A 20,178-nucleotide genomic window follows, 5' to 3' on the forward strand; every position below is an offset into this window, starting at 1 on the left:
ACACTTCTATAACAGGGTTGTATTAAATAGGGAGAATAAACAGAAAGAGTGATTTATTACTCGGCTTAAAGTAACCATATTTTTAAGCGCTTACATAGACGTTAAGGAGGTGATAATCAATCGCGAAAGATAAAACTGCTGCTGGTATGAACATCAAAGAAGAATAATCGTCCGATATCATGACGAAATCATGCAATCAGTTAAAGTAGAAGCCTATAAATAAGAATCACATAGAGAGGAGACAATCAAACATGATCCGTGATATTGATTTACAATCCATTCAAGAAGTAAGAGACTACCTTGAACAAGCTAAAGCGGCACAAAAAATTGTTGAAAAGATGACACAAAGCGAAATCGACAAGATTGTTGAAAGCATGGCAAATGCGGCAAAACAAGAAGCGGAACGCTTAGCAGCTATGGCAGTAGAGGAGACTGGTTTTGGTAATGTTAAGGATAAGACGGTGAAAAATCTTTTCGCTGCTAATGACGTTTACAACTCTATCAAAGATGTGAAAACTGTTGGAATTGTTCGTCGCGATGAAGAAAATCGCGTATGGGAAGTAGCTCAACCTGTAGGGATCGTTGCAGGAATCGTCCCATCTACAAACCCAACTTCGACAGTTATTTTTAAATCATTGATCGCGGTTAAAGCAAGAAATGCTATTATTTTCAGTCCACACCCAGGGGCTGCAAAATGTACAGCAGAAGCAGCAAGAATCATGCAAGAAGCAGCAGAGCGCGCCGGAGCACCAAAAGGTTTGATTTCTTGCATCACTCAACCAACAATGGCTGCGACAAACGAGTTAATGAAACATAAATTAACAGACGTCATTCTAGCAACAGGCGGTCCTGGTTTAGTGAAAGCGGCTTACAGCTCTGGAAAACCTGCATATGGCGTAGGACCAGGGAACGTACCAGTCTATATCCATGAAAGTGCCAATATCGCAAAAGCTGTTCAACTAATCATCCAAAGTAAAACTTTTGACAATGGAACAATCTGCGCTTCCGAACAAGCTCTTTTAGTTGATGAGTCTATTAAAGAAAAAGTTGTTGCTGAATTAAAACAACAAGGCGCTTACTTCTTGAATGAAGATGAAAAACAAAAAGTAGCTTCCATCATCATGGTAAACGGTGCGTTAAATGCTAAGATTGTTGGAAAAACGCCTCAAGTAATTGCGGAAATGGCCGGAATTGAGGTTCCGTCCGACGTGAAGTTACTTGTTGCTGAAGAAACAGAAGTAGGTAAAGAATATCCATTCTCAATTGAAAAATTGTCTCCAATTCTAGCATTCTATACAGTGAAAGATATGGAAGAAGCAAGCGAGCTTGCACTAAAACTGCTTGAAGTGGGCGGACTCGGTCACACAGTTGGAATTCACGCTGAAGACGAAAAAGTGATCGAAGCGTACACAATCGATAAACCAGCATCTCGTATTATTGTAAATGCTGGTACAACATTTGGTGGAATTGGTGCTACAGTAAACATAAAACCATCCTTGACACTTGGATGCGGGGCTATCGGTAACAACATTACATCTGACAACGTTACAGTAACTCATTTGTTCAACATTAAACGTGTTGCATTCGGAGTTCGCGAGATGCCACAACAAGATGCAAGCAAAGAAGCTGTATTAACTAAGTAAGAAAGCAGGAAAGTAATAGTTATACCACAAACCCAGCGATAAGTTGGGTTTGTGGTGTTTTTTAGCAATTGTTACATTCAAACATTGTCTCGGATTAGGGATTTCGCTAAATTCACGCCGTATGAATTGCATGATGATGATTTTGACTGTTATATCCGTCATGTTCATCGTGTGAACGCTGAATATATGCTGGAATGAACGTGGCGTTTGTTTAATACTGCAAAGCGGAAAATCGGACTTTTATTTGAGATGTAAGTATATCATCCAGTAAGGAAGGGTGGAAGCTTCATTTGGACGGAAAACGACAGGGAATTCGGTTTACGTGGACTATCTCATTTTGTGTCTGCAAATTACAACACCACTGTTCGATACGTGAACAGAAATAAACTTAACCGTTTCGCTAACTCAATTTAGTTTAGCCGTAACATAAGTAAATATGAAGCGACTCAGTTTATCTAAAACGAACATGGAGGAGAAAAATGGCAAAAATAAAATAAAGACAAATGCGATGCGTATTCTTGATATGAAAAAGATCAATTACATGTCCTTACCTACGATAGTCAGGATGGAAAAATCGATGGAATTTCTGTTGCACATAATATTGTGAAAGACCCTCGAATGGTATATAAAACATTAGTAACTCAGGGGAACAGTGGAAACATTTATGTGTTTGTCATCCCTGTGGAATCGGAACTGGATTTGAAAAAAGTTGCGCAAGTAACGGGCGAGAAAAAAGTCGAAATGGTGCCGGTGAAAGATATGCAAAAGTTGACAGGCTATATCCGCGGAGGGTGTTCACCGATAGGTATGAAAAAACTTTATCCAACCTTTATTGATTCTAGTGCTTCTCAACTTGAGTATATCGTCGTCAGCAGCGGCAAGATCGGTGTGCAAATTGAAATTAGCGTGGAAGCTTTACAAAGTGTAACAGAAGCCGTGCTGCAAGAAGTGGTAAAATGACTTAGTACGCTGTCACCATCCTAGGTATTGAGGTATTGTAGATTTCTTGACGATGTGCTAATCTATTCATACAAGAGGTATAAACCTACTTATTCGGATAGTTTAATTGCCATTCTATTCTAACCAAGGAATCGGTTCATGTCTTTTTTATGTGCACTTATCAATTTGTATTAGTGAATTTACTCAAGTACAGTAATGTAATATAATATAAAAATACGATTGGATTTGATGAACTCGGAGGGAGAAATGGAACTTTTAGAAGTATTTAAAGCCTTGTCCAATGAAACGAGGTTACAGATCGTACAGTGGTTAAAAAATCCTGAAATCCACTTTCAAAAACCGCAACACGGGGATATACACGAAGACGGGGTTTGTGTGAGCGACATCCATAAAAAAGTGGGATTGTCACAATCCACCGTGTCTCTTTACCTATCGATGCTGCAAAATGCCGGATTGATAAAAGCAAAACGAGTTGGGCAATGGACTTATTATAAAAGGGATGAGGAGAATATCAAAAAAATGATTGAATTGTTATCTAGGGATTTATAGAGCATTCCTTGCTTACCGCTTATAAGCAATCATTTGCTGTACTTGAATCCCTTTTATTTTTATATTACTATATCGATAATTCTAGATATTTATAAATACAGATATGGAGGAATGATGATGAACCGATTTGATAAACATAAAGGATATTCTCGCATGTTTAAAGAGAACCATCTGACTCTCGGGTTGTTCTTTCCTATAGAATCATCCACGCAATTTAAGATTCCAAGCGGGACTGATAAAAAATTGGCGTTCTCATACCGAGCAATTTAAACCATTCAGTCAGTGTCTATACGTTGATTTAACGGAGGATCCCAACCATCCGCCAATTCCTATTCATTTAGGGTTCAGAGTTGGGCGCAATATACTGATTGAGTTCCTTGAAAGTCTTAAAAATGCTGGTGTCAATCACGTAATTATCAACTTAAAATATGGGCAACGTCCTGTAGAAGAAGTGATTGAAGAATTAGGAGAAGAAGTTGTCCCACACTTCCCTGCATTAACCGACAATTAAAGGATGATAGGATATGTCCATCTTTGATTCAGCAGCTGTTTTCTTTTTAGGATATGGTAAAAACTTCTGAACTAAATAGCAATACCATGCCAAAAATGTTGAAAATTCATGTGTTTGTCCGGGAAGTTCACAACCTAAATACCGGAGAGTAACGAAAAATTGAAAAATCGCATGAATCGCCCTAAGATCGGAATGATTGGTCTTAGGGTTTGTTTTACGCGGGAGCAGCGAGATCTAATACTACAGACGCGGTTTATCTAAAATGAACAAGGGGGAAGAAGAAATGGTAAAAGAAAAAACAAATGCGATGCGTATTCTTGATCAGAAAAAGATTCCTTACAATGTCATTACCTATGACAGTCAGGATGGAAAAATTGATGGTATATCTGTTGCCCGTAAAATCGGGAAAGATATTCAATTCGTATATAAAACATTAGTAACGCAGGGGAGCAGCGGAAGCATTTATGTATTTGTCATCCCTGTGGAATCGGAACTGGATTTGAAAAAGGCTGCACAAGCAACGGGTGAGAAAAATGTTGCACTGGTGCAGGCGAAAGATATGGAAAAATGGACGGGCTATATTCGCGGCGGATGTTCTCCGATCGGCATGAAAAAACTTTATCCAACCTTTATTGATTCCAGTGCTTCTCAATTTGAGCAGATTGTCGTCAGCGGCGGAAAAATCGGGGTGCTTATTGAACTTAGCGTGGACGCTTTACAAAGTGTAACAAAAGCTGTATTGCAGGAAGTGGTAAAAAAGAAATAACAAATGGAGGGAGGCTGAATCTCAGCCTCCCCAATCATCATTATCGTACATAACGTTAGATGAGAGAGCGATATATAATGGATTTTCCGCGAGGTCAGACACTTTTAGACCAGGCTCCTTTTTTAGTGCTTTCCATGTTTTCGGCAGATAGGAGGAGATTTAAAATCGAAACGATTACCTAAAATGATCGGTTGCCAATCTATGTTTGGCTAACTTGCATCGGCGTTTCAAATGGATCATACATGTTTTTATGGATGAAAAAGGCTGCGGCAAGAAGGAAGATGAATAATGACAGATAGAGAGTAACATCGCCGCCGATTTCGTGAATAAGCGCGCCGAGCATTGGGCCAATCGCTGCCCCGGTAAAACGGGTAAAGTTGTATATTCCCATTGCCGTCCCTTTTTCCTTGACGAACAAATTCACCAATGTAGTGGATTGCGAAGGCAAGCTCGTTCCCAGCAAAATGCCGTAAGCTGACAAAAATAGAATGAGGACAGGCATAGTGAGAACGTTGAACATTAAGCAAACTCCAAAAGCGAAAACAACAAGTGCGATTACATAGGAAGTATAGACAAGAATCGTTTTGCGTGTAAAACGTTTTTGTACTTTTCCACCCAAAAATGTCCCAAGTACGATTCCAGCTGTCAGTGGTATAAAGAAAAGACCTTTTGCCGCTAAAGAAATATGAAATAGCTTATCTAATAAATCAGGTAAAAAGACAAGAAAAATATAATAACCGTAAAATTGAAAGAATCCAAGAAACATAATAGAGAAAGCTGCTTGATTGAAAAAGATTCCTTTAAATGTTTGCAAATGAATTTTGCTTCGCGTTATGTCTTTTGGCAATGTCTCATGCAATATACAACGGTTATATATGTAACTGAGTAAACCGGCAAACGCCAAAGTTATAAATGCCCATTGCCAATGAAAATAGGCAGCAATGAAACTTCCTAATAATGGACCTAGAACCGGACCTAGAAAGACCATCGTTTGATAAATGCTCATCGCGCTTCCGCGTTCTTTAGGCGTGTAAATGTCACCGATGACGGCAGCGGCAACGATTGAGCCGGTACTGATTCCGAATGCTTGAAGAGCCCGGCCAAGCAAGAAAGCATAATAGTTGGTTGAAACAAAACAAATGAGAGAGCCAAAAATGAAGAAAAGAAGGCCAGGGAGCAGCACTGCTTTGCGACCGCGTGTGTCCGTTAAAGGACCAATTAGAAATTGACTGCAAGCTAATATAATCGTATAAAGTGAGATGGTGAAGTTTACCATCAATTGATTGACGGCAAAAAAATGCTTAATCTCTGAAAGGCTTGGTGTATAAATCGTCTGAGTGAACGGTCCTAAAAAGGCAGCTATAGAAAGACCAAACAGTATTTTTCCTTTACTGGACATTCCGTTGTTCACTTCCTTTAAAATTAACAGTGAATGAGATTGATTTGTAAAATATGGAATAGAAATATTGTAACAGAAGTGAAGGGAATTTGCATTTAATATGTATGTGCTTCAATGCTTGCCGCCTTGCAAATTTTATCAAAATTAGCCTCGGACATTTTTAAAGAAAAAAGCAGGAAACGATTGGGGTTTCCTATTTTTTTATTTCTGAAGTGAAGATAGAATATAAGCGGCAGGTGAAAGGAGTGAGTTTATAGAAAGAAGGAGTAATATTTAGATTTGATAATGATTTGGAGTGATGAATATGAAATTTCAACGATATACAAACTGAAGTTGTATTTGCTCATCGAGTCTCTGTTCTAGGGGAACAAAATTTTCATCTTTTAGTGTGCCATTTATGAATAAGTTAAGGAGTAACAATATGAAATGGTTTAAATCGCAGATCTTTTGGAAAATCTATATGATTAATCTAGCCATTATCTGTACACTTTTAGTTTTAATGTTTATTGTATCACGTATTATATTGCCGGAAATTTCAAAGGAACAATATCAGCAAATTACCGATAAAACGGTTTTGCGCATGAAACACCAGATTTCTCTCATTGCAAAAGACCTTCAAAGTCTTGAACATTATGTTCAATCCGATGAAAACTTTAAGTCGAATGATTTTAACCGGCTTTTTAAGGGGTTAGAGAATATTGTTGACGTTTCGCCTTATATTGATAGTGGCACGGTTGTAGATACAAATGGATATGTACAAGGGTTTTATCCGAATGATTTGAAGCATTTAAAAAATTATAATTTAAGCAAACGCGAATATTTTCAACAGCCGCTTAAAACAAAAAAAGTTTATTTAAGCGATGTCGTTTCCGCGGATACAGGACGGTATTTGATTGTTGTTTCAGTCCCGGTTTTAAACGATCATAAAGAAGTCGAACGAGTCGTCAATTTATCGTTACGTATTGAAGATAATGAAATTTTTCAATCGATATTTCAAAGTTTTAAAATCGGGGAAAACGGGTACACGTTTATTGTCGATCGAAACGGAAAAATTATCTCCCATCCGTCAAAAGAACGAATCGGGGAGGATGTAAGCGGAAACCCTATTGTAAGAAAGTTATTGAAAAAGCAGTCAGGGTATCAGGAAGTTACGAATACAAAAGGTATTACGATGCTTGCTTCGTTTGAATATATCCCGATTTTAGAATGGGGCGTTGTCGCGCAAATACCTGTTGATGAAATTTATCAGCCATATTTAGCCTTTCAAAAATCATTGTGGACGATCTCGTTAGTTACCTTTATTGTTTTATCTATTTTGACTGCTTTATATGCAAGGCAAATGATTCATCCAATCCGCCGGTTATATCTTGCTGTCGATCAAGTTGCCAAGGGAGATTATAATCAACGGATAGAGAAAACGGACAGTACAGAAATTGGAAAACTATCCAGCCGGTTTAATGAAATGATTCATTATATTCGCCAGTCGAAAGCGAACTTGCAGCTTAAAGAAGAACAATTGAAAGAACAGAAAGAATTTCTTCGCAAAATTATCGATATGAATCCAAGTTATATATATGCCATCGACAAGGAGGGGGAATTCACCCTTGTAAACGAATCATTCGCTAAGCTTTTAGGAACAGAAACACATGATCTTCTTGGTAAAAAGATCGATGATTTTCAGTTTAATATAGAATTTAATCGAGTTCGTGTTTGGGAAGAAATAGAGAAAGTGAAGGAACGTCTTGTTCTTGAAGAAGAGTTCAAGGATCAAAAAGGGGAGACTAGATGGGTAGAAACAGTAAGACTACCTATTTTCTCTCCTAATGAGGGAGCCGATCAAATCTTATTTGTTTCTACTGATATAACAGAGCGCAAACAAGCGGAAGAGTTATTGCGGAAATCGGAAAAGCTTGCGGTTGTAGGGGAACTCGCTGCAGGGGTGGCCCATGAGATTCGAAATCCGTTGACCTCTATCAAGGGGTTTATGCATCTATTAAAAGAGGAATGTAAAACACATAAACATTATTTTGAAATTATCGAATCTGAATTAGAGAGAATTAACTTTATTGTGAATGAATTTTTGATGCTAGGGAAACCGCAGGTGATGAATTTTCAGCAGAAAGATGTTTCTGTTCTTTTGAAAGATGTGATAACTTTGTTTGACGCCCAAGCTATCTTAAATAATGTTCAAATCATTTCAGAATTTGAACCTGATCTTCCGCTGCTTTATTGTGATGAAAATCAGTTAAAACAAGTATTCATTAATATTATTAAAAATGCCATTGAGGCGATGCCAAACGGTGGAAAGATAAAGATTCAAGCGAAGATGCAGGAAAATAGCCTTATCATTCGCTTTATTGATCAAGGATGCGGGATACCTAAAGACAGAATCGCAAAGTTAGGAGAGCCTTTTTATAGTACGAAGGAAAAAGGAACAGGTTTAGGATTAATGGTAAGCTATAAAATTATCGAAGCTCACAGCGGAAGTATTAAAATTGAAAGCGAAGTAGGCCAAGGAACAACGGTAGATATCATTTTTGAGGGTCTGACCCCCGTTGCGTTAAAGCGGTAAGCATTTCGATATGGATGGAGAAAGTGAATTTTTTCAAAAAGAAGTTTACAAAGCTAATAGGATATGATAATATTTAGAAAAATCAAATAATATTTGCAACAAATCTACTAGGGGAGTCCAATAGCTTGGACTGAGAGAAGAACGCGCTTAAGTTCTTTGACCCTTTGAACCTGATCTGGGTTATGCCAGCGTAGGGAAGTAGATAGTGGGAGTACGTGCACGTACTTAGGCTATTGTACATTCCATCGGGTTCTCTTTGAGAACCCGATTTTTATTTATGACTGCCGATACATCTCCCCGTCTAATCACCCAAACGTTTTGGTGTAACTTCAGATTGAAAATCATGAAAGAAGAGGAGAGGAAGTTACATGCAAAACATTACATGGAAAACGCAATTTCCAGGAAGTAAAAAGGTATATGTGGAAGGTTCAAGGCCTGATATTCAAGTCCCAATGAGAGAAATTGAATTAAGTCCTACAAAAACGGAAGCAGGAACGTTTGAGAACAGACCTGTAAGAGTATACGACACAAGCGGGCCTTACACAGATCCAAATTTTCATCCTGATATTCATAAGGGGCTTCCACAATTGCGTAAAAAATGGATTTTAGAGAGGGGAGATGTTGAAGAATATGAAGGCCGTGAAGTGAAACCGGAAGACAATGGATTGCGAAATGGAAAACAGCCTGATATTGTTCCGCCATTTAACCGAAAACCGCTCCGCGCAAAAAAAGGACGCAACGTGACACAAATGCACTATGCGAAAAAAGGAATCATTACTCCGGAGATGGAGTTTATCGCGATTAGAGAAAACATGGATCCGGAATTTATTCGACAAGAAGTGGCTGCCGGACGGGCGATCATCCCATCCAATATTAACCATCCTGAAAGTGAACCGATGATTATTGGACGTAATTTCCATGTGAAGATAAATGCGAACATTGGCAATTCAGCAGTGACATCTTCCATAGAAGAAGAAGTCGAGAAAATGATTTGGGCTATCCACTGGGGCGCAGACACAATCATGGATTTATCTACAGGAAAAAACATTCATGCAACAAGGGAGTTTATTATTCGAAATTCACCTGTCCCTGTAGGCACTGTTCCGATTTATCAAGCGCTTGAAAAAGTAAACGGTATTGCTGAAGATTTAACGTGGGAAATATACCGTGATACGCTGATTGAACAAGCAGAACAAGGTGTTGACTATTTTACCATCCATGCCGGTGTCCTGCTTCGTTACATCCCAATGACGGTCAACCGTACAACCGGAATCGTATCTCGCGGCGGGTCAATTATGGCGCAATGGTGTTTAGCCCACCATAAAGAAAACTTTCTGTATACCCATTTTGAAGAAATTTGCGAAATCTTAAAAACTTACGATATTGCCATTTCGCTAGGTGATGGCTTGCGTCCTGGATCTATTGCTGATGCGAATGACGAAGCGCAATTTGCCGAACTAGAAACATTAGGCGAACTGACAGAAATTGCATGGAAGCATGATGTTCAAGTGATGATTGAAGGCCCTGGCCATGTTCCAATGCATAAAATTAAAGAAAATGTTGATAAGCAAATCGAAATTTGTAAAGGGGCTCCTTTTTATACATTAGGACCGTTAACAACAGATATTGCTCCGGGATATGACCATATTACTTCAGCAATCGGAGCGGCCATGATTGGTTGGTACGGGACGGCGATGCTTTGTTATGTAACACCGAAAGAACATTTAGGTTTGCCGAACAAAGAGGACGTGCGCCAAGGAGTCATTGCCTATAAAATCGCTGCACACGCAGCTGATTTAGCAAAAGGGCATCCAGGGGCGCAAATACGGGATGATGCATTATCAAAAGCACGCTTTGAATTTAGATGGAACGACCAATTCAACCTTTCTCTTGATCCGGAACGGGCGAGGGAATACCATGATGAGACGCTGCCTGCTGAAGGAGCAAAAGTAGCTCACTTCTGTTCGATGTGCGGACCAAAGTTTTGTTCCATGAAGATTTCGCATGATCTGCAAAAAATGGTGAAAGAAGAAGGAAAAATAGAGCAAGAAATGATTAAAGAAGGAATGGAACAAAAAGCGAAGGAGTTTGTTGAAAATGGCTCAACCATTTACCGGTAAACCTCAATCATTTGAAAATGTAGCGGCATTAAAAAGCGAAATCCTTCGTTTGAAAGAAAGAATTGTTGAATTAGAACAACAAATTTCAGACATTCAACAAAAGTGCCGGCATGTGTTTTTCGAAACACCTGTTATGCGAAAATGCATAAAGTGTCATTATGCAGAGAGTTTATATTATTAACAAGCCCGTAAATTTTAGCAAAGGTACTGTCCTCATATAATTTGTATGTACAATTTGCGAATTATTTAAGGACGTTAAATATTTCTAGTTCTTCTAATGAAAAGAGGGGCATTATCGCCCCCCTTGATTTTTTATGGATTTTTTCTTACTTATGCTAGCTTTACAACCGTTCTGCCGCGCAGTTTGCCTTTTAGGATGTTCGATAATGCCTCAGGAAGTTGTTCAAGCGTGATTTCTTGTGCAATAGATTCTAGTAATTTATCAGGTTTTAAATCAGTGGCCATGCGCTCCCAAATTTGTTTTCGTAACTCCATCGGGCAATAGACGGAGTCAATGCCAAGTAAGTTGACGCCGCGAAGGATAAACGGGAAGACGGTTGTTGGAACGTCTGCGCCACCTGTTAACCCGCTGACAGCTACGGAGCCGTTATATTGGATTCGGCTAAGGATCGTGGCGAGAGTTCTCCCGCCGACAGGGTCAACAGCCGCGGCCCAATATTGTTTATCTAACGGGCGGATCTGTTCTAGACAGACTTCTTCGCGAGAAATGATTTCTTTTGCGCCGAGCTTGCGCAGATATTCGTGTTCGCTTTCTTTGCCCGTACTTGCAACAACGTGATAGTTTCGTTTGGCCAACATGGAAACCGCGATGCTTCCGACTCCGCCAGTGGCTCCTGTCACAAGCACTTTTCCTTTTTCAGGGGATAATCCGTTTTCTTCTAAGCGGTGGATGGACAATGCCGCCGTAAACCCTGCCGTTCCTAAAGCCATTGCTTCTTTTAATGTCAATCCTTTTGGAAGAGGGACAATCCAATCTCCAGGAATGCGGGCGTATTCGCTGTAGCCTCCGTAATGTGACACGCCGATTTCATAGCTCGTTGCAATGACTTCGTCTCCTTCTTTAAAGCGCGGATCCTTAGAAGAGGCGACAATACCGGCGAGATCGATACCAGGGATAAATGGATACGATTTCACAATTTTTCCATTCGGAATGCATGCTAATCCATCTTTATAGTTGACACTGGAATAAGCAACTTTAATGACAACATCTCCTTCTGGAAGGTCATCCATGGAGACGGTTTTCACATTCACCGTAAAATCTGTCTCCGTTTTGTTCACTACTAGCGCTTTGAATTGGTCCACTTGACATCCCCCATTTCGTTTTTTCATATTCTTACCTATAACGATAACAAAATTATTCTGACCGGTCAAAATATTTTTTTATCAAAAATTCATGTATAATGTCGTTATGATCGAAGTGTGAGGGGTGGATTGGATGAAGAAAAAGGCAGAAGAAAGGCGAGAGCAAATTTTAAGGGCTGCTTTTCAAGCGGTTTCCGATAAAGGATACGAAACGGTGACATTGCAAGATATCGCGGATTATGCGGGTGTAAGCAAAGGGGTTACGAATTATTATTTTGAAAATAAGGAAGATGTTTTTTTAAGCTTGCTGGAATGGGTGACGGATCGGATTTATCAACATGAGCATAAAGCAGTTAGCGAGAAAACAACGGCGATCGAAAAGTTAGAGGCATACATTCATTCGGTGTTTATCGATCCGGAAAAGAATAAAAAGTTTTATAAAGTGTATCTTGACTTTATCGCACAAGCCAGCCGAAATCCACAATATCGGCAAATTAATCTCAAGTTTTACGAAAACTGTTGGAAAATCGGACGCGACATTGTTGCACTTGGACAAAAGGAAGGAACCTTTTCAGCGGACATTCAGGCGGATACAGCTTCCAAAATGATTCGCTCGATCATCGATGGATGTCTCATTCAGTGGTTAATGTGTGATGAGGATCATCTTCATGAGTTTTATAAAAATACTTGTTATGATGTCATTTTAAAGTATTTAAAATAAAAGAGGCTGACCCAAGCAAAGTGTCAGAACTCACAACATATATATAAATGGACTATATTGAAACGCACGTGAGGCCAGACACTTATGGGTCAGACTGATATCATTTTTACTAGCCCAAAGTTGGTGATGGGTTGTTATAAAGAAGTGAAATAAATTGTTCAAACGGCACAGGGGGACTGAATAAATAGCCTTGGGCCATGTCACAATGATGTTGTTCTAAGAAACGAAGATGCTCTTTTGTTTCAACTCCTTCGGCAACAATTTTTAAACTTAGGCTGTGCGCCAATGTCACTATGGCAGCGGTCAATTGGGCGGTATTGGAATTCGTTGTCACGTCAAAAAGAAACGATTTATCGATTTTTAATGTATCGACGGAAATCGTCCGCAAATATCCGATTGAAGAGTAGCCGCTGCCGAAATCATCAATGGCGATGCGAATGCCTAAATTTTTTAATGCCCGAATGCTGTTTACTACGTGTTCTTCATCACTCAAGGCAATATTTTCTGTAATTTCCAACTCTAAACAATTCGGTTCTAATGCTGTTTCTTGTAACAATCGACTAATAAATGCTGTAAAGCCATGATGCCGTAATTGCCTTAATGAAAGATTAACACTAACGTATAAATGGTTAAATCCCATTTTGTGCAAATGCTTTAGATGTTGGCAAGCTGTTTTTAATATATGTTTACCAAGCGGTACAATCAGACCATTTTCTTCTGCAATCGAGATAAATTCGTTTGGCGGAATATATCCAAGTTCTGAATGACTCCAGCGCGCTAATGCTTCCAAGCCGATAATCCGTTTAGAAACAGTATCAACAATCGGCTGATAATATAAAGAAATCTCTTGATTTTCTACTGCGATATGAAGCAGTTGTTCAATTTTGGATTTTCTTATTCGTTGTTGTTCTAATTCGGCGGTATAGAGTGAAAACTGGTTTTTTCCTTTCTTTTTCGCATCATACATTGCCATATCAGCATGTTGAATTAAGGTCATCTCATTATTGCTATCTTTTGGATATATACTGATGCCCACGCTTGTTGTAACAAAGACTTCTTTATTTTCCAGCATAAACGGTTGTCTTAATGTTTGTATGGTTGTGTAAGCTAGTTCGTTGAGATCAGGAATATCACCAGAAAAAAGAACAGCAAATTCATCGCCGCCCAAGCGAGCGATAAAACAGCTAGGATGAATAACCGTCAAGCGTTGTGCCACGCTTTTTAATAATAAATCTCCCATGGCATGCCCAAACGAGTCATTAATGTTTTTAAAGTTATCTAAATCCAAGTAGAGTATGGCAACTTGACCACCATGCTTTTCTGCTTTCTTTAATTCACTCTTTAACTTCTCAATCAAGTAGCGGCGATTTGGTAAATCGGTTAATGCGTCATGATAGGCTTGATATTTAATTTTTTTATCATATTTTTTTCGCTCAGTAATATCACGAAAGACAATAACGGCTCCGGTTACTTCTCCATTATCGTCGATCATTGGAGTAGAAACATAAGCAATTGGCAACATAGTCCCATCTTTTCGGATATAAAAATCTTCATCTACCCGGTATGTTTTTTTGTATTTTATTGTCTGATAAACCGGACATTCTTCTGAGAGGGAATCGCTTTTATCTGTTTTACCGCAATGAATTTTGTAATGGAATGTTTTCCCTAACAATTCTTTTTCCCGATAACCAAGCAAACGCTCGGCCTCTTGATTCATAAAAGTCACTTTGTTCTCTCTGTCTAATACGATGACCCCTTCCCCTAATGAAGAAGTGATCGTTTTTAGATGTTTTTCCCGCTTTCTCAATTCTTCTTCTGCCTTTTGCCGGGCATCGTATGGTTCTTTAATCGTAGCAATGTATATTCCTTTCATAAAATAAATGTAACTGATTCCTTTGTACAAATGACCTAAAAAAATTTGTAAGTCGTACACGTTTTTATACAATGTAAACAAAAGTTCGCTTAAAATTAAAAATACAAATGCTAATATAAGATCAAGATAGGATTTTTTTGGTTGTTTTTTGTTGGAGACCAACAGCATAAAGATAGTAAAAGCATAAAAAAGAATAACAATATATTCCAAAAGATTTTTTAAATCTGTTGTGCCTTTCCCTTCAACAACGAGAAGCGGAAGTTTTTGTTCATAGCGAATAATAATGTAAAAAATAACAAATACATAGAGAAGAGAAAAAATAAATACAGTCTTTTTTTGTCTGCTTTGTACTTGTTTATCTGGAAAAAACATGATAAGAAACAGCATGCACGCTTGCGTTAATCTAGCGGTAATCCAAAACCATGTGGCTTTTTGCACAGAACTTCCAGTAATAATTAAACCCGGCATGCCTTTATAAGAAAACGTGTGAAATAAATCAATCATGCCAATTGCTAGAAATGTCCCGGAATACCATAGACGATGTCTCGATAAATGATGAGGAAAAATCATCCATCCTTGAATCGCAATCGCAAATGAGACGGTCATACTAAGGAATTCTAAGATGGTGTGCAAGGATAAATAATGTTCCCTTTTAGCGACAAAATAAAGTTCATTGCGGAACAAGATGGCGATTAAAAAAATTAAGAAAGCAATGCCAGTAATCATCATCGATTTTTTCTCTTCTCGATTTAAGACGATAGACTTGCTTATCATAAATATCCCACTCCCTAATTGTCTAAAATAGTGGCATCCTCCCCTCACGAATACATCATATATTATTTTTTGCTTAGTGGAGTATTATTTTTAAAAATATGGTGAAGTTTGTAGAAATATGAAACTATGGTTGTCTGATATATTAAATTGAGAGAAGGTATATAATCAAGGAGAATATCGGTTCAACGGTTACTAGCAGCTTATTTAAACATTAACAATGCGCATTGTTAGAAGTCTCCTTCCTCTAAACGGAGGGTAGGTGGGAGAGGTTCATGGGACAAACTGAGAAAACATTGCATTTGCTTGTAGCTATTTCACGTATGATTAACTTTGAGCCAAATTAATTGCAAAGGTGTATGAAGTTAAGGAATTAGACACATTGAATGAGAAGCAAGCAACATTGTAAGAAGAGCAAGTAGAATAGGAGAACAATTAGCAGCATTGTCACATGAAACAGCATCGAAGGCAGAAAGGTACGAGAATAATCGAAATTCACGAAAAAAGTAGTCAAAAATCTCGTTGGTTCACTGAATGTCAATAAACAACAAGTGAGCGGGACAATGCAGCTTTTGGAAAATGTTGTCCTGTTGTACATAGCAAAAATAAAGGACGGAAGGAGAAACCTTTCCGTCCTTTTATTCATTTTGTTTCTTTGTTTCTTTTTTCAGCCGTCCTTCACGTCGCGCGGCATCGCGCAGCAAAAATTCAATATGCGCGTTAACGCTGCGAAATTCTTCCTGCGCCCAGCGTTCAATGATTTCGTATAGTGCCGGATCGATTCGTAATGGAAAACTTTTCTTTTTTGCCATGTGACTCCACACCATCAATATAAACTTCCGGTATTAATGACCGGTTGGGTCGCCCGCTCGGAAACGATGGCGACCATTAAGTTATTGACCATATTAGCTTTTCTTTCATCATCTAACTCGAAAACGCCTTCTTTTTCAAGCTGTTCAATCGCCATTTGTGCCATGGAAACGGCACCTTCGACGATTTTTTTGCGTGCTGCCAAAATCGCCACAGCTTGCTGCCGCTGTAGCATGGCACTCGCGATTTCAGGAGAGTACGCAAGATGACTGAGGCGAGCTTCTATTACTTCCACACCGGCAACCGTCAGCCGTTCTTGCAATTCTTTCGCTAATACTTCAGAAATCACATCGGCATTTCCTCTTAGCGTAATCTCATAATTTTCAAATGTGTCATAAGGATATTTCGTTGCGACATGGCGAATCGCCGTCTCGCTTTGAATTTCAACGAATTTTTCGTAATTTTCTACATCGAAAATGGCTTTGGCAGAATCAATCACTTTAAATACGATAACCGCTGCAATTTCGATTGGATTTCCTTCAACATCATTCACTTTTAATGTACTGCTGTTAAAGTTGCGGACACGGAGGGAAACGGTTTGGCGAATCGTTAATGGAACCGTAAGAAATAACCCGCTGTCACGAATGCTGCCTAAATAACGCCCGAAAAAGGTGACGACTTTTGCTTGATTTGGCTGAACAATCGTAATGCCGCTTGCGAATATCCCCGCCAAAATTATGCATATAACAGCTACGACGATCCGTTGATGAAAAAAGCTAAACACTGCTGCCCCTAATAAAGCTCCAATGAGGACAATCCCGACAAACCCATTGATATACGATGCTTTTGTTTCTTTCATAAACATCCCCGCCTTAATATTAATTTTATATCATAATGATATCACTATTTCAAAAATATGTAAACGAAAATGGGCATTCAAAGTAAAATTTTTATGAAGGTGTTTTAAAAAAGCCGGAAGACTTATCCGGGGGCATGAAACGATTGTTTTGCGATTTTTCAGGAGTGATTCATATCGATGAATAATAACCGCAAACATATGAAAGAAAAACATAGATCGGCACGTGATTTTGCCAATAGTAAAACTTATACGCAAATAGGGGAAAGAGCACGGTGTTTCCAATCCATACGATGAAAAATGTTTACCATTGAGATATAAAAGAGGTTAATGAGGAAAGCGTTTAACAACTTGAAAAAGAAGTTGCTGCCATTTATATTCGATTGATATGACCGTTCTTGACAAGCGTATCCACTAGATTGTCAGGCGCGATTAGTTAAGCAGCAGGATAGCGCTTTCCTAATTTAGTGCGGTAGCCTTATTAGGGGGATACGATATGAGGAAAGCGGTTGATATCGCAAAATTGACACGACAATCGATTTTCATAATATGACAAGCTTTACAGCTGCATAGGTGATGATGAAGTTTTTAATTTTAAAGAGAAAGAAAAACGGTATGGATTTTATATAGAGGGGGCTGGCTCATAAAGTGTCTGCCCCTCACATCAAAAGTTTTAATTCACTCATATATTGTAGCTGTGGGGTATGACACTTTACTAGGTCGGGTCAGCCCCTATTTTTGTATGTCATCAATGATTCGAGGCTTTTTTATAGCGGTATTGTTGCCATTGATAGCGAATAAAACATCCCACACAAAATCCGAGGATAGCGACAAATGCTGCTAACGCTACCATCGCTGTGAAGATATATGCAACGACCATCCAGTCAGCTAAGTAACCTATTAAGCCAACAGAAAGGCAGATGACAGCAATGACTTGGTTGAACTGCTGCTGCTCGGCATCTTCTGGAACATACTCAGAAGGACGCTTCTTTAAAAACAACTTTGCCAACTGCATAACAGGATTAAAATTAAAGAATAATCCAAGCAATCCAGTAACTAATGGAAAAGCGAGCACCCATTCTTGTCCTGACAGCCATGTCGCAACAACACTGATAACAATAAACCATTGATTCGCTCTTACAAGCGGACGGGGGATAGAACGGTTCGTTTCTTTCATTTTTATTCCCACCTTTCTTATATGATTATATGAATTTTACTACTGTTTTGTAATTTTGTGAAGCCGATAAATGCCTCTGAAAAAATGAGAGTTATTGAAAAGTGGAGAATTAGTACGGTTGAAGAGGAAAGGAGGGATTTATCGGTAATTTTTCGACATACGTATTTATCCGATGTGTTATGTATATTTTAGAAAATTAAGATAGGTGTTCAAAGAATGAAATAATCATGTCCAATAGTATACTTTTTATCACTATGTAAAAATAAAGTGCGTACTTTCTAAAGAAAATCATACATAGTATACTGATTGCTGTACAAGCGGTAAGCAGGTAAAAGATACGTTCACTTGTACAACAAACAATAAACCTTATATTAGGGGGGAAGAATTCATGCAACTACAATTAGCATTGGATCTTGTAAATATTCCTGAAGCAAAAGAGCTTGTGAAAGAAGTTGAGGAGTATGTGGATATTGTAGAAATCGGTACTCCTGTTATTATTAATGAAGGCCTGAGAGCTGTTAAGGAAATCAAAGAAGCATTCCCTCATTTAACAGTTCTAGCTGACTTAAAAATCATGGATGCGGCTGCATATGAAGTCATGAAAGCATCCGAAGCTGGCGCGGACATTATCACGATCCTTGGAGTGGCTGAAGATATGTCAATCAAGGGGGCCGTTGAAGAAGCTAGAAAACAAGGCAAAAAAATCTTGGTTGACATGATCGGTGTGAAAAATTTAGAAGAACGCGCTAAAGAAGTGGATGAATTTGGAGTTGACTATATTTGTGTACACACAGGATACGATCTTCAAGCAGTCGGAAAAGATTCTCTTGAAGAACTTCACACAATTAAGCGTGTTGTAAAAAATGCGAAAACAGCCATCGCTGGCGGCATTAAATTAGACACGCTGCCAGAAGTCATTAAAGCAAAACCAGATCTTGTCGTTGTCGGCGGCGGTATTACCGGACAAAAAGATAAACGAGCTGTAGCTGCTGAAATGAAAAAAATGATCCAACAAGGTGAATGAAATTATGCAGACTACACAATATTTAGCGGAAATCATACAAGAGTTAAATCGTACAGTCGATTTAATCGCTGATGAAGAAGCTGAAAAATTGGTAAAGGGGATTCTTGAGGCAAAGAAAATCTTTGTAGCTGGTGCAGGCAGATCTGGATTTATGTCCAAATCTTTTGCGATGCGAATGATGCATATGGGGTTAGATGCCTATGTAGTAGGAGAAACGATAACCCCTAACCTGGAACAAGATGACATTTTAATCATCGGCTCCGGTTCAGGAGAAACGAAAACGTTAGTTTCCATGGCGGAAAAAGCAAAACGCTTAGGCGCGACAGTAGCGCTTGTTACGATTTTCCCTGAATCAACCATCGGACAATTAGCTGATATCACTGTTAAATTACCTGGTTCACCGAAAGACCAATCAGACAGCGGATATAAAACGATCCAGCCAATGGGCTCACTATTTGAGCAAACTCTCCTATTATTCTATGATGCGATCATATTGAGATGCATGGAGAAAAAAGGATTGGACTCCAATACGATGTTTCAAAGACATGCCAATCTTGAATAGTGTAAGGAGTCCTAATCACCATTTTAAGTCCTAACCAAAATTTTAAACTAATTCAAGTAATTGATCAAACTGAATTTTCACCTCAATAAACAAAGAATAAAAAGACCGCAAAGCGTTTCTTAAAGGAAGCGTTTTGCGGTCTTTTCATTAGAGTCGTGCGAAGTATGAGATTTCTTACCTTTTCATGAAAATGCGCCTTCGTGTTAGATTGAGAAGTAAAAACTGCTCATAAATATTTTGTGTCTATATGATCATCGACAATCAGTGCAACATGTCGTTTAAATCAAAAAGGCGTCCCCATAGGAGAACGCCTTAATAAACGATTTTACTTCTTTAATAACTTAATAAATTCGCGCATGAATGCTGGTAAATCTGGCCATGCATGAGCAGATACGAAATTGTTATCAACATGAGTTGGCTCAGATACATAGTTGGCGCCAATTGCCTCTACACCTGGCTTGCAGGCAATATATGCAGTCATGCTGCGCCCTTTCATAATATCAGGAAGGGTTTCTAACACGAGCGAAGCATGGCAAATCGC

General features: G+C 38.7%; 16 protein-coding genes, 2 pseudogenes and 1 riboswitch. Of the genes and pseudogenes, 11 read left to right on the forward strand and 7 right to left on the reverse strand.

Annotated features, from left to right (window positions below; all coding sequences use genetic code 11):
* Nucleotides 1-251: 251 nt before the first annotated feature.
* From B0I26_RS10230 to ybaK (B0I26_RS10250), 5 genes and pseudogenes are all read left to right on the forward strand, one after another.
* Nucleotides 252-1,643, forward strand: coding sequence for an acetaldehyde dehydrogenase (acetylating) (locus B0I26_RS10230; protein ID WP_111645344.1), 1,392 nt, complete (start codon nucleotides 252-254; stop codon nucleotides 1,641-1,643).
* Between the two features lie 466 nt (nucleotides 1,644-2,109).
* Nucleotides 2,110-2,603 (forward strand): annotated as a pseudogene (gene ybaK, locus B0I26_RS10235) (Cys-tRNA(Pro) deacylase).
* Nucleotides 2,604-2,849: 246 nt separating this feature from the next.
* Nucleotides 2,850-3,152 carry an ArsR/SmtB family transcription factor gene (locus tag B0I26_RS10240; protein WP_111645345.1) on the forward strand — a complete coding sequence of 101 codons (303 nt, stop codon included), beginning with the start codon at nucleotides 2,850-2,852 and terminating at the stop codon, nucleotides 3,150-3,152.
* Between the two features lie 202 nt (nucleotides 3,153-3,354).
* Nucleotides 3,355-3,663, forward strand: a pseudogene (locus B0I26_RS18600) (LLM class flavin-dependent oxidoreductase); the annotation flags it as partial.
* 283 nt (nucleotides 3,664-3,946) lie between these two features.
* Complete coding sequence (ybaK, locus tag B0I26_RS10250) at nucleotides 3,947-4,429, forward strand: Cys-tRNA(Pro) deacylase (protein ID WP_111645346.1); 483 nt, start codon at nucleotides 3,947-3,949, stop codon at nucleotides 4,427-4,429.
* 199 nt (nucleotides 4,430-4,628) lie between these two features.
* On the opposite strand, the gene B0I26_RS10255 is transcribed toward ybaK (B0I26_RS10250), so the two are convergent.
* Entirely contained in the window at nucleotides 4,629-5,828 is a 1,200-nt protein-coding gene (locus tag B0I26_RS10255) for an MFS transporter (protein ID WP_111645347.1), read from the reverse strand.
* A gap of 421 nt (nucleotides 5,829-6,249) precedes the next feature.
* On the opposite strand from B0I26_RS10255, the gene B0I26_RS10260 reads away from it, so the two are divergent.
* The 3 genes from B0I26_RS10260 (at nucleotide 6,250) to B0I26_RS10270 (ending at nucleotide 10,701) form a co-directional block, all read left to right on the forward strand.
* The gene (locus B0I26_RS10260; RefSeq protein WP_111645348.1) at nucleotides 6,250-8,400 is read left to right on the forward strand and encodes a PAS domain-containing sensor histidine kinase; all 2,151 of its coding nucleotides are present in this window, start codon (nucleotides 6,250-6,252) and stop codon (nucleotides 8,398-8,400) included.
* A 99-nt stretch (nucleotides 8,401-8,499) separates the two neighbouring features.
* Nucleotides 8,500-8,614: riboswitch (TPP riboswitch) on the forward strand.
* 154 nt (nucleotides 8,615-8,768) lie between these two features.
* Nucleotides 8,769-10,520 carry a phosphomethylpyrimidine synthase ThiC gene (thiC, locus tag B0I26_RS10265; protein WP_111645349.1) on the forward strand — a complete coding sequence of 584 codons (1,752 nt, stop codon included), beginning with the start codon at nucleotides 8,769-8,771 and terminating at the stop codon, nucleotides 10,518-10,520.
* A complete protein-coding gene (locus tag B0I26_RS10270; RefSeq protein ID WP_111645350.1) occupies nucleotides 10,498-10,701 on the forward strand; it encodes a hypothetical protein in 204 nt (67 codons plus the stop codon). The genes thiC and B0I26_RS10270 overlap by 23 nt, the downstream gene beginning before the upstream one ends.
* A gap of 149 nt (nucleotides 10,702-10,850) precedes the next feature.
* Here B0I26_RS10270 and B0I26_RS10275 read toward each other — a convergent pair whose 3' ends face one another.
* Nucleotides 10,851-11,843, reverse strand: coding sequence for an NADPH:quinone oxidoreductase family protein (locus tag B0I26_RS10275; protein WP_111645351.1), 993 nt, complete (start codon nucleotides 11,841-11,843; stop codon nucleotides 10,851-10,853).
* Between the two features lie 133 nt (nucleotides 11,844-11,976).
* Here B0I26_RS10275 and B0I26_RS10280 point away from each other — a divergent pair, with 133 nt between their 5' ends.
* A complete protein-coding gene (locus B0I26_RS10280) occupies nucleotides 11,977-12,564 on the forward strand; it encodes a TetR/AcrR family transcriptional regulator (RefSeq protein ID WP_020961369.1) in 588 nt (195 codons plus the stop codon).
* Nucleotides 12,565-12,673: 109 nt separating this feature from the next.
* Here B0I26_RS10280 and B0I26_RS10285 read toward each other — a convergent pair whose 3' ends face one another.
* From B0I26_RS10285 to B0I26_RS10300, 4 genes are all read right to left on the reverse strand, one after another.
* Entirely contained in the window at nucleotides 12,674-15,211 is a 2,538-nt protein-coding gene (locus tag B0I26_RS10285) for a bifunctional diguanylate cyclase/phosphodiesterase (protein ID WP_111645352.1), read from the reverse strand.
* Nucleotides 15,212-15,846: 635 nt separating this feature from the next.
* A complete protein-coding gene (locus B0I26_RS10290; RefSeq protein WP_111645353.1) occupies nucleotides 15,847-16,020 on the reverse strand; it encodes a type II toxin-antitoxin system antitoxin in 174 nt (57 codons plus the stop codon).
* A 14-nt stretch (nucleotides 16,021-16,034) separates the two neighbouring features.
* Nucleotides 16,035-16,877: an SPFH domain-containing protein gene (locus B0I26_RS10295; protein ID WP_111645354.1), complete on the reverse strand. Its 843-nt coding sequence runs from the start codon at nucleotides 16,875-16,877 to the stop codon at nucleotides 16,035-16,037.
* A 745-nt stretch (nucleotides 16,878-17,622) separates the two neighbouring features.
* Nucleotides 17,623-18,051, reverse strand: a complete 429-nt coding sequence (locus B0I26_RS10300; RefSeq protein ID WP_111645355.1) for a DUF4395 domain-containing protein — start codon at nucleotides 18,049-18,051, stop codon at nucleotides 17,623-17,625.
* A 388-nt stretch (nucleotides 18,052-18,439) separates the two neighbouring features.
* Between B0I26_RS10300 and hxlA the strand changes: the two genes are divergently transcribed.
* A complete protein-coding gene (gene hxlA / locus B0I26_RS10305; protein WP_091703670.1) occupies nucleotides 18,440-19,075 on the forward strand; it encodes a 3-hexulose-6-phosphate synthase in 636 nt (211 codons plus the stop codon).
* Between the two features lie 4 nt (nucleotides 19,076-19,079).
* Nucleotides 19,080-19,637: a 6-phospho-3-hexuloisomerase gene (gene hxlB, locus B0I26_RS10310; RefSeq protein WP_111645356.1), complete on the forward strand. Its 558-nt coding sequence runs from the start codon at nucleotides 19,080-19,082 to the stop codon at nucleotides 19,635-19,637.
* Between the two features lie 325 nt (nucleotides 19,638-19,962).
* Here the strand turns inward: hxlB and B0I26_RS10315 are convergent.
* The coding region (locus B0I26_RS10315) for a DJ-1/PfpI family protein (RefSeq protein ID WP_181502834.1) at nucleotides 19,963-20,178 on the reverse strand (216 nt) is incomplete at its 5' end.

The organism is Paranoxybacillus vitaminiphilus, assembly GCF_003259935.1.
Taxonomy (GTDB): Bacteria; Bacillota; Bacilli; order Bacillales; family Anoxybacillaceae; genus Paranoxybacillus; species Paranoxybacillus vitaminiphilus.